The organism is Pseudomonas quebecensis (genome assembly GCF_026410085.1).
Taxonomy (GTDB): domain Bacteria; phylum Pseudomonadota; class Gammaproteobacteria; order Pseudomonadales; family Pseudomonadaceae; genus Aquipseudomonas; species Aquipseudomonas quebecensis.
The window spans coordinates 4,301,276-4,315,097 of the sequence record NZ_CP112866.1 but is presented as its reverse complement, the minus strand read 5'-3'; the positions used below and the strand labels follow the sequence as shown (position 1 = coordinate 4,315,097).

The 13,822-nt window shown below is 61.8% G+C and carries 13 protein-coding genes; 7 read left to right on the top strand and 6 right to left on the bottom strand.

The genetic code is table 11. The features are described 5' to 3' along the window. Positions 1-3: 3 nt before the first annotated feature. The 4 genes from OSC50_RS20085 (at position 4) to OSC50_RS20070 (ending at position 5,582) form a co-directional block, all read left to right on the top strand. The gene (locus OSC50_RS20085; RefSeq protein WP_266245983.1) at positions 4-1,449 is read left to right on the top strand and encodes an aldehyde dehydrogenase family protein; all 1,446 of its coding nucleotides are present in this window, start codon (positions 4-6) and stop codon (positions 1,447-1,449) included. Positions 1,450-1,547: 98 nt separating this feature from the next. Then, entirely contained in the window at positions 1,548-2,912 is a 1,365-nt protein-coding gene (locus OSC50_RS20080) for an MFS transporter (RefSeq protein WP_266245984.1), read from the top strand. A gap of 11 nt (positions 2,913-2,923) precedes the next feature. Beyond that, on the top strand, positions 2,924-4,477 hold the full coding sequence (gene garD, locus OSC50_RS20075) for a galactarate dehydratase (protein WP_034111764.1): 1,554 nt from the start codon (positions 2,924-2,926) through the stop codon (positions 4,475-4,477). A gap of 163 nt (positions 4,478-4,640) precedes the next feature. Continuing rightward, on the top strand, positions 4,641-5,582 hold the full coding sequence (locus OSC50_RS20070; RefSeq protein ID WP_181080612.1) for an AEC family transporter: 942 nt from the start codon (positions 4,641-4,643) through the stop codon (positions 5,580-5,582). Here OSC50_RS20070 and OSC50_RS20065 read toward each other — a convergent pair. The 6 genes from OSC50_RS20065 to gatC form a co-directional block, all read right to left on the bottom strand. Further along, positions 5,579-5,959: a carboxymuconolactone decarboxylase family protein gene (locus tag OSC50_RS20065; protein ID WP_181080613.1), complete on the bottom strand. Its 381-nt coding sequence runs from the start codon at positions 5,957-5,959 to the stop codon at positions 5,579-5,581. The two genes, OSC50_RS20070 and OSC50_RS20065, sit on opposite strands and share 4 nt — an antisense overlap. Next, positions 5,956-7,002, bottom strand: coding sequence for a calcium/sodium antiporter (locus tag OSC50_RS20060; RefSeq protein WP_266247468.1), 1,047 nt, complete (start codon positions 7,000-7,002; stop codon positions 5,956-5,958). The genes OSC50_RS20065 and OSC50_RS20060 overlap by 4 nt, the downstream gene beginning before the upstream one ends. A 67-nt stretch (positions 7,003-7,069) precedes the next feature. Further along, a complete protein-coding gene (locus tag OSC50_RS20055; RefSeq protein ID WP_181080614.1) occupies positions 7,070-7,441 on the bottom strand; it encodes a septal ring lytic transglycosylase RlpA family protein in 372 nt (123 codons plus the stop codon). 155 nt (positions 7,442-7,596) lie between these two features. Beyond that, positions 7,597-9,042, bottom strand: coding sequence for an Asp-tRNA(Asn)/Glu-tRNA(Gln) amidotransferase subunit GatB (gene gatB / locus OSC50_RS20050; RefSeq protein ID WP_181080615.1), 1,446 nt, complete (start codon positions 9,040-9,042; stop codon positions 7,597-7,599). Between the two features lie 10 nt (positions 9,043-9,052). Then, positions 9,053-10,504 (bottom strand): Asp-tRNA(Asn)/Glu-tRNA(Gln) amidotransferase subunit GatA, encoded by a 1,452-nt coding sequence (gatA, locus tag OSC50_RS20045; RefSeq protein ID WP_181080616.1) that lies wholly within the window; start codon positions 10,502-10,504, stop codon positions 9,053-9,055. 16 nt (positions 10,505-10,520) lie between these two features. Continuing rightward, entirely contained in the window at positions 10,521-10,808 is a 288-nt protein-coding gene (gatC, locus tag OSC50_RS20040) for an Asp-tRNA(Asn)/Glu-tRNA(Gln) amidotransferase subunit GatC (protein ID WP_005784804.1), read from the bottom strand. A gap of 210 nt (positions 10,809-11,018) precedes the next feature. On the opposite strand from gatC, the gene mreB reads away from it, so the two are divergent. The 3 genes from mreB to mreD all read left to right on the top strand — a co-directional run bounded on the left by mreB (position 11,019) and on the right by mreD (position 13,797). After that, entirely contained in the window at positions 11,019-12,056 is a 1,038-nt protein-coding gene (mreB, locus tag OSC50_RS20035; RefSeq protein WP_002555108.1) for a rod shape-determining protein MreB, read from the top strand. Between the two features lie 140 nt (positions 12,057-12,196). Next, entirely contained in the window at positions 12,197-13,309 is a 1,113-nt protein-coding gene (gene mreC / locus OSC50_RS20030; RefSeq protein WP_266247470.1) for a rod shape-determining protein MreC, read from the top strand. Then, entirely contained in the window at positions 13,309-13,797 is a 489-nt protein-coding gene (gene mreD, locus OSC50_RS20025) for a rod shape-determining protein MreD (protein WP_181080617.1), read from the top strand. The genes mreC and mreD overlap by 1 nt, the downstream gene beginning before the upstream one ends. Positions 13,798-13,822: the final 25 nt, after the last annotated feature.

Genomic DNA, 13,822 nt, shown 5'->3' with positions numbered 1-13,822 from the left:
TTCGTGTCCCAATCCAAGCGTTTTGAAAACTACATCAATGGTCAGTGGGTGGCCGGTGCTGACTACTGCACCAACATCAACCCGTCGGAGTTGTCCGATGTCATCGGCGAATACGCCAAGGCTGATGTCGCTCAAGTCAACGCCGCTATCGACGCCGCCCGCGCCGCGTTCCCGGCCTGGTCCACCTCGGGTATCCAGGCACGTCACGATGCACTGGATAAAGTCGGCAGCGAAATCCTCGCTCGCCGTGAAGAGCTCGGCACGTTGCTGGCCCGTGAAGAAGGCAAGACCTTGCCCGAAGCCATCGGTGAAGTGACCCGCGCCGGTAATATCTTCAAGTTTTTCGCTGGCGAATGCCTGCGCTTGTCCGGCGACTACGTGCCGTCGGTGCGTCCGGGCGTCAACGTCGAAGTCACCCGCGAAGCCCTCGGTGTGGTTGGCCTGATTACGCCGTGGAACTTCCCGATTGCCATTCCTGCGTGGAAAATCGCGCCGGCCCTGGCCTACGGCAATTGCGTGGTGATCAAGCCCGCCGAGCTGGTGCCGGGTTGTGCCTGGGCATTGGCGGAAATCATCTCTCGCGCCGGTTTCCCGGACGGTGTGTTCAACCTGGTGATGGGCAGCGGCCGTGTGGTCGGTGATGTGCTGGTCAACAGCCCGAAAGTCGACGGTATCAGCTTCACCGGTTCCGTCGGTGTGGGTCGCCAGATCGCGGTCAGCTGTGTGTCGCGCCAGGCCAAAGTGCAGCTGGAAATGGGCGGCAAGAACCCGCAGATCATTCTCGACGACGCCGACCTCAAGCAAGCGGTGGAGCTGGCGGTGCAGAGCGCGTTCTATTCCACGGGCCAGCGTTGCACGGCGTCCAGCCGTTTGATCGTGACCGCCGGCATCCACGACCAGTTTGTCGCGGCCATGGCCGAGCGCATGAAGTCGATCAAGGTCGGCCACGCCCTCAAGAGCGGCACCGATATCGGCCCCGTCGTGTCCCAGGCCCAACTGGACCAGGACATGAAGTACATCGATATCGGCCAGAGCGAAGGCGCGCGGCTGGTCAGCGGTGGCGCCCTGGTGACGTGCGACACCGAGGGCTACTTCCTGGCGCCGACGTTGTTTGCCGACAGCGAAGCGTCCATGCGCATCAGCCGCGAAGAAATCTTCGGCCCGGTGGCCAACGTGGTGCGCGTAGCCGACTACGAGGCGGCGCTGGCCATGGCCAACGACACCGAGTTCGGCTTGTCGGCCGGTATCGCCACCACGTCGCTCAAGTATGCCAACCACTTCAAGCGTCACTCCCAGGCCGGGATGGTGATGGTCAATCTGCCGACCGCCGGCGTGGATTACCACGTGCCGTTCGGTGGCCGTAAGGGCTCATCCTATGGTTCGCGTGAGCAGGGTCGCTATGCGCAAGAGTTCTACACCGTGGTGAAAACCAGCTACATCGGTTCGTAATACGCAACACCCAGTGGGTGCCGGATGCGTGCCGGACCCCACGACAAAAACAGAAAACCATTACCCGCAAAAAAAATAATTAGTGGGAGTACTTCTACATGCATGCGACCAAGCCGACCCACGTCCGCTATTTGATCCTGCTCATGCTGTTTGTGGTGACCACGATCAACTACGCCGACCGGGCCACCATCGCCATCGCGGGCTCCAGCCTGCAAAAAGACCTCGGCATCGACGCGGTCACCCTCGGTTATATCTTCTCTGCATTCGGTTGGGCCTATGTGGCCGGGCAAATCCCCGGTGGCTGGCTGCTGGACCGGTTCGGCTCGAAAAAAGTCTATGCCCTGAGCATCTTCACCTGGTCTCTGTTCACCGTGCTGCAAGGCTATGTCGGTGAGTTCGGTGTCTCCACCGCCGTGGTCGCGCTGTTTATGCTGCGCTTCCTGGTAGGCCTGGCCGAAGCGCCGTCCTTTCCGGGGAACGCGCGGATCGTGGCCGCCTGGTTCCCGACCGCAGAGCGCGGCACGGCTTCGGCGATCTTCAACTCGGCGCAGTACTTCGCCACGGTGCTGTTCGCGCCGCTGATGGGATGGATCGTCTACCGCTTCGGCTGGCAGCACGTGTTCATCGTAATGGGCGCGATCGGTATCGTGTTCTCGCTGATCTGGCTGAAAGTGATCCACAGCCCGCGTCAGCACCCGATGATCAATGAGGCCGAGCTCAATCACATCGCCGCCAATGGCGCGATGGTCGATATGGACCAGGACAAAGCCAAGGGTAAGAAAACCGACGGGCCGAAGTGGGATTACATCCGTCAGTTGCTCACCAACCGCATGATGCTTGGCGTGTACCTCGGCCAGTACTGCATCAATGGCATCACCTACTTCTTCCTGACCTGGTTCCCCGTGTACCTGGTGCAGGACCGTGGCATGACCATCCTCAAGGCCGGTTTCATCGCCTCGTTGCCGGCGATCTGCGGCTTTATCGGCGGCGTGCTCGGCGGGGTGATTTCCGATTACCTGCTGCGCAAAGGCCACTCGCTGACCTTCGCCCGCAAGGCGCCGATCATTGCCGGCCTGCTGGTCTCCAGCAGCATCATCGCGTGCAACTATGTTGACGTTGAATGGATGGTGGTGGGCTTCATGGCCTTGGCCTTCTTCGGCAAGGGTGTTGGCGCACTGGGCTGGGCGGTGGTGTCTGACACCTCGCCGAAACAAATCGCCGGTCTCAGTGGCGGCCTGTTCAACACCTTCGGTAACCTGGCGTCGATCACCACACCGATTGTCATCGGCTACATCATCAGTACCACCGGTTCGTTCAAGTGGGCCCTGGTGTTTGTCGGCGCTAACGCGCTGGTGGCGGTGTTCAGCTACCTGGTGATCGTCGGCCCGATCAAGCGTGTCGTACTCAAAGAGCCGCCAAGCAAAGGGCCTGAGTTGACCAACCTAACCGAAGCGCATTCCTGAGAGGCCCTGTGATGCAGTTGATTGAACATGCCGACTCGCCGCGCTCCATTCGCCTGCACGAGCGCGACAACGTAGTGATCGTGGTCAACGACCAGGGTGTACCGGCCGGGACCGAGTTCCCGGACGGCCTGGTGACCGTGGATTTCATCCCCCAGAGCCATAAAGTGACCCTGGAGGATATCCCCGAAGGCGGTCAGATTATTCGCTACGGACAGACCATCGGTTACGCCCTGGCGCCGATTCCGCGTGGCAGTTGGGTCCAGGAAGATCAACTGCGCATGCCTACCGCGCCACCGCTGGACAGCTTGCCGCTGTCCACCGAGGTGCCCGAGGGCCAGGCGCCGCTGGAGGGCTACACGTTCGAGGGCTACCGCAATGCCGACGGCACTGTCGGCACGCGCAATATCCTGGGCATCACCACCACGGTGCAGTGTGTAACCGGGGTGCTGGACCACGCGGTCAAGCGCATCAAGGAGGAGTTGCTGCCCAAGTACCCCAACGTCGATGACGTGGTGGCGCTGACTCACAGTTATGGCTGCGGGGTGGCGATCACCGCGACGGATGCCTACATTCCGATCCGTACCGTGCGCAACCTGGCGCGCAACCCTAACCTGGGGGGCGAAGCCCTGGTGATCAGCCTGGGCTGCGAGAAACTGCAGGCCGGCCAGGTGATGCACGACAACGACAGTTCCGTCGATTTGAGCGAGCCGTGGCTGTATCGGCTGCAGGACTCCAGCCACGGCTTCACCGAGATGATCGAGCAGATCATGGAACTGGCCGAAGTGCGCTTGAAGAAGCTCGACCAGCGCCGCCGGGAAACCGTGCCGGCGTCCGAGCTGATCCTGGGCATGCAATGCGGCGGCAGCGATGCGTTTTCCGGCATCACCGCCAACCCGGCACTGGGCTACGCCTCGGATTTGCTGCTGCGGGCGGGCGCGACGGTAATGTTTTCCGAAGTCACCGAAGTGCGCGATGCCATCTACCTGCTGACCTCTCGCGCACAGACGAAGGAAGTGGCCGAAGAGTTGGTCAGAGAAATGGACTGGTACGACCGTTACCTCGCCAAGGGCGAAGCGGACCGCAGTGCCAACACCACGCCGGGCAACAAGAAGGGCGGGTTGTCGAACATTGTCGAGAAGTCGTTGGGCTCCATCGTCAAGTCCGGCAGCAGCGCGATCAACGGCGTGCTGGGCCCTGGCGAGCGCTTCAAGGGCAAGGGCCTGATTTTCTGCGCCACCCCGGCCAGCGATTTTGTGTGCGGTACGTTGCAACTGGCGGCGGGGATGAACCTGCATGTATTTACCACCGGTCGTGGCACGCCTTATGGGCTGGCGATGGCGCCGGTGGTGAAGGTCTCGACCCGTACGGAACTGGCGCAACGCTGGCCGGACCTCATCGACATCGACGCCGGGCGCATCGCCACCGGGCGCGCGAGTATCGAGGAGTTGGGCTGGGAGTTGTTTCACTTCTACCTGGACGTGGCCAGCGGCAAGAAGAAAACGTGGGCGGAGCATCACAAGCTGCACAACGACATTACCTTGTTCAACCCGGCGCCGATCACCTGAGATCGAGGCGTCTGCATCGGGGCAAGCCCCCTCCCACACTTGAAGGTATTCACAATTCAAACTGTGGGAGGGGGCTTGCCCCCGATTGCGGTCTAACAGGCACCGCTGAGCTGCATGGCTTATCATTAGCCACCTAACGACGCTCACCAAGGTTCTCCCCGGCATGCTGGCTATCTTTCTCACTACCCTCACGATCACCGCGCCGGTGTTTGCCATGCTGTTTCTGGGTGTGCTGCTCAAGCGCATCAACTGGATCAACGACAACTTTATCCACACCGCATCGTCCCTGGTGTTCAACGTCACCATGCCGGCGTTGCTGTTCCTCGGCATCCTGCACGCCGACCTGCATTCGGCGCTCAAGCCGGGCCTGCTGATCTACTTTTCCGTGGCCACGCTGGTGAGCTTTGCGCTGGCCTGGGCCTGGGCCATCTTTCGTTGCCGCAAAGAAGACCGTGGCATCTATACCCAAGGCGCGTTTCGCGGTAATAACGGGGTGATCGGTCTGGCGTTGGCCGCCAGCATGTATGGCGACTACGGCATCTCCCTCGGTGCGATCCTCGCGGCGCTGGTGATCCTGTTCTACAACACCCTGTCGACCATCGTGCTGGCGGTGTACAGCCCGGTGATCAAGTCCGACCCGTGGAGCATCTTCAAAAGCGTGATCGCCAACCCGCTGATCATCAGCGTGATTGCCGCCGCGCCGTTCGCGTACTTTCAGATCGGTCTGCCGGGCTGGCTGGAAAAATCCGCCCAGTATCTGGCCGACACGACCTTGCCGCTGGCGCTGATCTGCATCGGCGGTACCTTGTCCCTGGCGGCGCTGCGCAAAAGCGGCAGCATGGCCTTGAGTGCGAGCCTGATGAAGATGATCTGGCTGCCGCTGCTCGCCACCCTGGGCGCTTGGCTGCTGGGCTTTCGCGGGGCGGAACTGGGGATTTTGTTCTTGTACTTCGGTGCGCCGACGGCGGCTGCCAGTTTTGTGATGGCTCGCGCGGCCGAGGGCAATCATGAACTGGCGGCGGCGATTATTGTGATCACCACGCTGATGGCGGCGGTGACCACGAATATCGGGATCTTTGTGTTGCAGGCCGGGGGCTGGATCTAGGCGTCCTGCTGGTAGCTGTCGATCACTTCCTGCGCTGCCCGAAACGCATCGATGGCGGCCGGTACCCCGGCGTACACCGCACAATGCAGCAGCGCCTCGCGAATCTCTTCCACGGTACAGCCATTGTTCAGCGCGCCGCGCACATGGCCCTTGAGTTCCTGCGGGCACTTGAGCGCGGTCAGGGCGGCGAGAGTGATCAGGCTGCGGGTCTTGAGCGGCAGCCCGTCGCGGTTCCACACACTGCCCCAGGCGTGCTCGTTGACGAAGTCCTGCAGCGGCTGGGTGAAGTCCGTGGCATTGCCCAGTGCGCGGTCGACAAACGCGTCGCCCATCACCTGGCGACGCATCTCAACCCCGGGTGTTTTCTGCTCGGTCATGACGATTCCCTCTTGTGTTGGCGGCGCCAGGCTCGCAGCGTGCTGAACAACAGGAAAGCCACCAGCACTGGCAGGATGTAATACACCATCAAGTGTTCAAGTTTGTTGGCCAGGGGCATGCCGGTGGTGAACGACATCACATGCAGCCCATACGCCAGGTACAAGCCCAGCAGCACCAAACCTTCGGCACGGGTCACGCGGTAGCCGGTATAGAACACCGGCAGGCACAGCACCACCACGCCCAGCATCACCGGCAAATCAAAATCCAGCGCATTGGGCGACACCGACAGCGGCGACGGCGCGAGCACGGCGGTAAGGCCCAGCACGCCCAGCAGGTTGAACAGGTTGCTGCCGATCACGTTGCCTACGGCAATTTCCCGCTGGCCGCGCAGGGCGGCGATCAGGGAGGTGGCCATGCACGGCAGCGAGGTGCCGACGCCGATCAGTGTCAGGCCGATAATGCGTTCCGACAGGCCCAGGTCGCCCGCCACATCCACTGCCGCACCCAGCAGCAGGTGGCCGGCCAGTACCAGGATCAGCAGCCCGCCGAACATCAGCAGCACACTGCTCAGCCACGGCGCCCGTGCCACGGTGTCGAGCGTGCGCGGGCGCCGTGAGTGTCGGGTCTGATAATGCAGCACGCCGAGATAGGCGCTCAGGGCCACCAGCAGCAACACGCCATCGAGCGGCGTGAGTTCTTCATTGGCGGCCAGGGTGAACACCAGCAGCCCGGCGAGGATCATCACCGGAATATCCAGGCGTACCAGTTGGCGCGACACCCGCAGGGGGATGATCAGCGCAGAAAGGCCCAGGGTCACCAGGATGTTGAAGATGCTGCTGCCGATCACACTGCCCACGGCAATGTCGGTATTGCCGGCCAGGGTGGCCTGCAGGCTGACCGTCATCTGCGGCGCGCTGCTGCCGAAGGCCACGATGGTCAAGCCGATGATCAATGGCCGTACCTTGAGGCTCGCCGCCAGGCGCACGGCGGCGCGCACCAGGATTTCGGCGCCAAGGATCAGCAACACCAGGCCGCTGGTCAGTTCGAGCAGGCTCCAGGGGGAGAGGGCGGTTAATCCGAAAATGGCCAGGGCTCCTTTGCGCTGTGGTTCAGTTGCTCAGGGCTTGCACGCGAACGCGGGCGGTGCCGCTGCCGAGCATACCCAGTTGCTCGGCCGCCTTGCGGGAAAGATCAATCAAGCGCCCACGGGCATGTGGGCCGCGATCGTTGATGCGCACCACCACGGCTCGATCGTTGTTCAGGTTGGTGACCCTGACCTGAGTGCCGAAGGGCAGGCGCCGATGGGCGGCGGTCAGGGCGTTCTGGTTGAAGGGTTCACCGCTGGCAGTCTTCTTGCCATGGTGTCTGGCGCCGTAATAGGAAGCGGTGCCGGTTTCGTCGTAGCCATTGGGGTCGATGATGCCGCTGGCGCAACCGCCTAAAAGAGAGAACAGGGCCAGGAGGCCAAGTAGACGCTTCATTCCAAGGTTACCCCGTTACAAATGTGGGAAGGGGCTTGCCCCGATAGCAGTGTCAGCCGCCACTGGGTTGACTGAATCACCGCTATCGGGGGCAAGCCCCCTCGCACAGGGAGTCCGAGTTAAGCGTGAAGTCTCACTCGGACCATTCATCGCTGTCAGCCTTCAAGCTTGCTTTTGAGCAGCTCGTTCACCTGTTGCGGGTTGGCCTTGCCCTTGGAGGCTTTCATGGCCTGGCCCACAAAGAAGCCGAACATCTTGCCGCGCTTGGCCTCGTCTGCCGCACGATACTGCTCGACCTGCTCGGCGTTGGCCGCGAGCATTTCATCGAGTACGGCCGAAATCGCGCCACTGTCGGTGACTTGCTTGAGGCCGCGCTTTTCGATGATCTCGTCGGCACTGCCTTCGCCGCTGGCCATGGCTTCGAACACGGTCTTGGCGATCTTGCCGGAGATGGTGTTGTCCTTGATGCGCAGCAGCATGCCGCCCAGTTGCTCGGCGGTGACCGGTGCTTCGTCGATTTCCAGGCCCTGTTTGTTCAACAGGCTGCCCAGTTCGACCATCACCCAGTTGGCCGCCAGTTTGGCGTCACCGGCAATGCTCACGACTTTTTCGAAGTAGTTGGCTTGTTCGCGGCTGGAGGCCAAAACGCTGGCATCGTAGACCGACAGGCCGAACTGCGCCTGGAAGCGCTCGCGTTTCTGCTGTGGCAATTCCGGCAGGGTGGCGCGGATGTCATTGAGGAACGAATCCTCCAGCACCACCGGCAACAGGTCCGGATCGGGGAAGTAACGGTAGTCGTTGGCTTCCTCTTTGCTGCGCATGGCGCGGGTTTCGTCCTTGTTCGGGTCGTACAGGCGCGTTTGCTGGATAACCTTGCCGCCATCTTCGATCAGTTCGATCTGGCGGCGCACTTCGCTGTTGATCGCTTTCTCGATAAAGCGGAACGAGTTGACGTTCTTGATCTCGCAGCGGGTGCCGAATTCGACCTGGCCCTTTGGACGGATCGATACGTTGCAGTCGCAACGCAGCGAGCCTTCGGCCATGTTGCCGTCGCAGATACCCAGGTAGCGCACCAGCGCGTGGATGGTCTTGACATAGGCCACGGCTTCCTTGGCGCTGCGCATGTCCGGCTCGGAGACGATCTCCAGCAGTGGCGTGCCGGCGCGGTTCAGGTCGATACCGGTAGCGCCCGGGAATTCTTCGTGCAGGCTTTTACCGGCATCCTCTTCCAGGTGGGCGCGGGTCACGCCGACACGTTTGATCGTGCCGTCTTCCAGCGGGATGTCCAGGTGGCCCTTGCCGACGATCGGCAGTTCCATCTGGCTGATCTGATAGCCCTTGGGCAGATCCGGGTAAAAGTAGTTCTTGCGTGCAAACACGTTGTGCTGGCCGATCTCGGCGTCAATCGCCAGGCCGAACATCACCGCCATGCGTACCGCTTCCTGGTTCAGCACCGGCAGTACGCCGGGCATGCCCAGGTCGACCAGGCTGGCCTGGGTGTTGGGCTCGGAGCCGAACGTGGTGGCGCTACCGGAGAAAATCTTCGATTGGGTGGCGAGCTGGGTATGAATCTCCAGCCCGATCACGACTTCCCATTGCATAGTGTTCTCCTCAGAAGCCGGTAGGGGTGCGGGTGTGCCAGTCAGTGTGCAACTGGTACTGGTGCGCCACATTGAGCAGGCGGCCTTCCTGGAAATACGGGGCCAGCAATTGCACGCCCACCGGCAGGCCATCGACGAAACCGGCCGGCATGGACAAGCCTGGCAAGCCCGCGAGGTTGGCGGTGATGGTGTAGAGGTCTTCCAGGTACTCGGCGATCGGGTCGCCGGTCTTGGCGCCGATCTTCCAGGCCGGGTTCGGCGTGGTCGGGCCGAGGATCACGTCGACTTCTTCGAAGGCGGCCATGAAGTCGTTCTTGATCAGGCGTCGGATTTTCTGCGCCTTGAGGTAGTAAGCGTCGTAATAGCCGGCCGACAGGGCATACGCACCGACCATGATGCGGCGCTGCACTTCGGCACCGAAGCCTTCGCCACGGGAGCGCTTGTACAGGTCGGTGAGGTCCTTCGGGTTCTCGCAGCGGTAGCCGAAGCGCACGCCGTCGAAACGCGACAGGTTGGAGGAGGCTTCCGCTGGCGCGATCACGTAGTAGGCAGGAATCGCGTGCTGGTTGTTCGGCAGGCTGATTTCCTTGATGACGGCGCCGAGCTTTTCCAGCTCTTTGATGCTGTTATGCACCAACTCGGCGATGCGCGGGTCGAGGCCGGCGCTGAAGTATTCCTTCGGCACGCCGATGCGCAGGCCCTTGATCGAGGCGTTGAGGCTGGCGCTGTAGTCCGGCACCGGTTCATCAATGCTGGTGGAATCCTGCGGGTCGAAGCCGGCCATGCCCTGCAGCAGCAGCGCGCAGTCTTCGGCGCTGCGGGCCAGCGGGCCGCCCTGATCGAGGCTGGAGGCGTAGGCGATCATGCCCCAACGGGAGACGCGACCGTAGGTCGGCTTCAAACCGGTGAGGTTAGTGAACGCCGCCGGCTGGCGGATCGAACCGCCGGTGTCGGTGGCGGTGGCCGCCGGCAGGAAACGCGCGGCAACGGCGGCTGCCGAACCCCCGGACGAACCACCCGGCACGTGTTCCAGGTTCCATGGGTTTTTTACCGCGCCGTAGTAGCTCGACTCGTTGGCCGAACCCATGGCGAATTCGTCCATGTTGGTCTTGCCCAGAGTCACGGCCCCCGCCGTCGCGAGCTTGGACACCACGGTGGCGTCGTAGGGTGCCTTGAAGTTGTCGAGCATCTTCGAGCCGCAACTGGTGCGAATGCCCTGGGTGCAGAACAGGTCTTTGTGGGCGATCGGGGCGCCCAGCAGTGCGCCGTTCTCACCGTTGGCGCGACGGGCGTCGGCGGCCTTGGCCTGGCTCAGGGCCAGTTCTTCGGTGAGGCTGATGAAGCTGTTGACCTTGGGGTCCAGCTCGGCGATGCGCGCCAGCAGGGTTTTGGTCAGCTCTTCGGAGGAAAACTTTTTATCGGCGAGACCGCGGGCGATCTCGGCCAGAGTCATGTGATGCATGAAAGGCTCTTTCCCTTTAGTCGATGACTTTCGGAACCAGGTACAGGCCGTTTTCGACCGCTGGCGCGATGGACTGGTAGGCCTCGCGATTATTGCGTTCGGTCACCACGTCTGCGCGCAGGCGCTGGCTGGCTTCCAGCGGGTGAGCCAGGGGCTCGATGCCGTCGGTGTCTACGGCCTGCATTTGGTCAACCAGCCCGAGAATGCTGTTCAGGGCTGCGGTGGTCTGTGGAAGATCGGCATCATTAAGGCCAAGCGAGGCCAGATGCGCGATTTTTTCCACGTCGGAGCGTTCAAGCGCCATGGGAATCTCCAGTGGAAAACAGAACGGAGGCTGTCCGTGTGTTAGATTGTCGGAACACTACCGCATTTCTACGGTCTTACGGCCGCGATTGTGGGGGTTGGTGCACAGAAAGTCGGCCAATTTAGCACATTGGCGCCTTGCCCAAAATCCCTGTCGTTGTTAGAGTTTGCCGCACTTTTTTACCCACGCGTTGCCTAGGGTCCCTTTCCCATGTTCAAGAAACTGCGTGGCATGTTTTCCAGCGATCTTTCCATTGACCTGGGCACTGCCAACACCCTTATTTACGTGCGCGAGCGCGGTATCGTTCTGAATGAGCCATCGGTTGTGGCCATTCGGACCCATGGTAATCAGAAAAGTGTCGTTGCCGTCGGCACCGAGGCCAAGCGCATGCTCGGCCGAACACCCGGCAATATTGCTGCCATTCGTCCGATGAAGGACGGCGTGATCGCCGACTTCAGCGTCTGCGAAAAGATGCTGCAGTATTTCATCAACAAGGTTCACGAAAACAGTTTCCTGCAGCCCAGCCCTCGTGTGCTGATCTGCGTTCCCTGCAAGTCCACCCAGGTGGAGCGTCGCGCCATCCGTGAATCGGCCCTCGGCGCCGGTGCTCGCGAAGTGTTCCTGATCGAAGAGCCAATGGCTGCCGCCATCGGTGCCGGCCTGCCGGTTGAGGAAGCGCGCGGTTCGATGGTGGTGGATATCGGTGGTGGTACTACCGAAATCGCCCTGATTTCCCTGAATGGTGTGGTGTATGCCGAATCCGTCCGCGTAGGCGGCGACCGTTTCGACGAAGCGATCATTACCTACGTGCGCCGTAACTACGGCAGCCTGATCGGCGAATCCACCGCCGAGCGCATCAAGCAGGAAATCGGTACGGCCTATCCGGGCGGCGAAGTACGCGAAGTCGATGTTCGCGGTCGCAACCTGGCCGAAGGCGTCCCTCGTGCCTTCACCCTGAACTCCAATGAAGTGCTGGAAGCTCTGCAAGAGTCGCTGGCCACTATCGTTCAGGCGGTGAAAAGCGCCCTGGAGCAATCGCCGCCGGAATTGGCGTCCGACATCGCCGAGCGCGGCCTGGTCCTGACCGGTGGTGGCGCCTTGCTGCGCGACCTCGACAAGTTGCTGGCCCAGGAAACCGGCCTGCCGGTGATCGTCGCCGAAGACCCGTTGACCTGTGTTGCCCGTGGCGGTGGTCGTGCACTGGAAATGATGGATAAGCACACCATGGACCTGCTCTCCAGCGAATAAGACATTGCTGGTTTGCCCATGCGTCGCCCACAGGCAGCACTTTGCAGTGCTGCCTGTGGGCGTTTATCTTCTTCAATCTGCATCCAGGCCGGTTTGATGCCGTATGAATAAAGAGAACATTTGCCTGGGAGGAGCGGCCTATTAAACCGCTTTTCGCCAAAGGCCCCTCATTGGGCGTGCGCTTATTGGTGCTGGTCGTGCTTTCGGTCGCGTTGATGGTGGTCGACGCGCGCTTCGCACTGCTCAAGCCGGTGCGCAGCCAGATGTCGCTGGTGTTGATGCAGACTTACTGGATCACCGACCTGCCGCAACGTCTCTATCAGGGCGTGGCCAGCCAATTCGGCAGCCGCACTGAGCTGGTCGCCGAGAACGAAAAACTCAAGACTGAAAACCTGCTGCTGCAGGGGCGCATGCAAAAGCTCGCGGCCCTGACCGAGCAGAACGTTCGGCTGCGCGAGTTGCTCAATTCGTCTGCACTGGTCAACGAAAAGGTCGAAGTGGCCGAGTTGATCGGCATGGACCCCAACCCCTTTACCCATCGCATCATCATCAACAAGGGTGAGCGCGACGGCGTAGTCCTGGGCCAGCCGGTGCTGGATGCGCGTGGCCTGATGGGCCAGGTGGTCGAGCTGATGCCCTACACCTCGCGGGTACTGTTGCTGACGGATACCACCCACAGCATCCCTGTGCAGGTCAACCGTAACGGGCTGCGTGCGATTGCCAGCGGTACCGGCAATCCCGAGCGTCTGGAGCTGCGCCACGTGGCCGATACCGCCGACATCAAGGAAGGCGACCTGCTGGTCAGTTCCGGGTTGGGGCAGCGTTTCCCCGCCGGTTACCCGGTGGCGACGGTCAAGGAAGTGATCCACGATTCCGGCCAGCCGTTCGCTATTGTGCGCGCCGTGCCCACTGCTGCCTTGAACCGCAGCCGTTACCTGCTGCTGGTATTCAGCGACAACCGCACCCCAGAAGAGCGCGCCAACGAAGCCGCGCAGGCTCAGGAAGCGGAAGACAAAAAGAACGGCACCTCACCGATCATCCCCGCGACGGTGCCCAAGCCCGCGCCGGCAACTCCTGCGGCGCCGGCAACAGCGCCGGCAGCGACCGCGCCTGTGGCCACGCCGGCCAAGCCTGCGGCTCATGGCGCCCATCCGGTCAAGCCCGCCGCCACTAAGCCGCCTGCAGCCACCGCGCCAGCCACCAAGCCGCCCGCGGCTGCGGCCCCGGCGGCTACGCGGCAGAGGGAGGAATAATGGCCAGTACCCATTCGCGAAATGGCTGGATCGTCTGGCTGACGTTTGCCATCGGTTTATTGCTCAGCGTGTCGCCACTGCCCCAGTTCATGGAAATCCTGCGCCCGCTGTGGCTGGCGCTGCTGCTGGCCTTCTGGTCGTTGAACCTGCCGCATAAAGTCGGCATGGTCACCGCCATGTTCCTGGGCTTGGCGCAAGACGTACTCTATGGCACCTTGCTGGGCCAGAACGCCCTGATTCTGACCCTGATTACGTTCCTGGTGTTGTCGTTGCAGCAGCGTCTGCGCATGTTTCCGATGTGGCAGCAGTGCCTGGTGATCCTGGTGATCTTCGGCCTGGCGCAGTTGGTACAGTTGTGGCTCAGTGCGCTGACCGGCAATCGTCAACCGACCCTGGCGCTGGTATTGCCGGCACTGGTCAGTGCTTTGTTATGGCCGTGGATCAGTTTCGGCCTGCGCGGGTTACGTCGCCGCTATAAGATCAATTGAATGGATTGCGAGGCTCTGCCTGGTT

Bases quoted from the DNA above. Each gene is read 5' to 3' on its own strand.
- gatC (WP_005784804.1), bottom strand. From the start codon at position 10,808: ATGGCGCTTGAACGCTCCGACGTGGAAAAAATCGCGCATCTGGCCTCG.
- OSC50_RS20055 (WP_181080614.1), bottom strand. From the start codon at position 7,441: ATGAAGCGTCTACTTGGCCTCCTGGCCCTGTTCTCTCTTTTAGGCGGT.
- OSC50_RS20065 (WP_181080613.1), bottom strand. From the start codon at position 5,959: ATGACCGAGCAGAAAACACCCGGGGTTGAGATGCGTCGCCAGGTGATG.
- OSC50_RS20080 (WP_266245984.1), top strand. From the start codon at position 1,548: ATGCATGCGACCAAGCCGACCCACGTCCGCTATTTGATCCTGCTCATG.
- gatA (WP_181080616.1), bottom strand. From the start codon at position 10,504: ATGCATCACATGACTCTGGCCGAGATCGCCCGCGGTCTCGCCGATAAA.
- gatB (WP_181080615.1), bottom strand. From the start codon at position 9,042: ATGCAATGGGAAGTCGTGATCGGGCTGGAGATTCATACCCAGCTCGCC.
- mreB (WP_002555108.1), top strand. From the start codon at position 11,019: ATGTTCAAGAAACTGCGTGGCATGTTTTCCAGCGATCTTTCCATTGAC.
- garD (WP_034111764.1), top strand. From the start codon at position 2,924: ATGCAGTTGATTGAACATGCCGACTCGCCGCGCTCCATTCGCCTGCAC.
- mreD (WP_181080617.1), top strand. From the start codon at position 13,309: ATGGCCAGTACCCATTCGCGAAATGGCTGGATCGTCTGGCTGACGTTT.
- OSC50_RS20070 (WP_181080612.1), top strand. From the start codon at position 4,641: ATGCTGGCTATCTTTCTCACTACCCTCACGATCACCGCGCCGGTGTTT.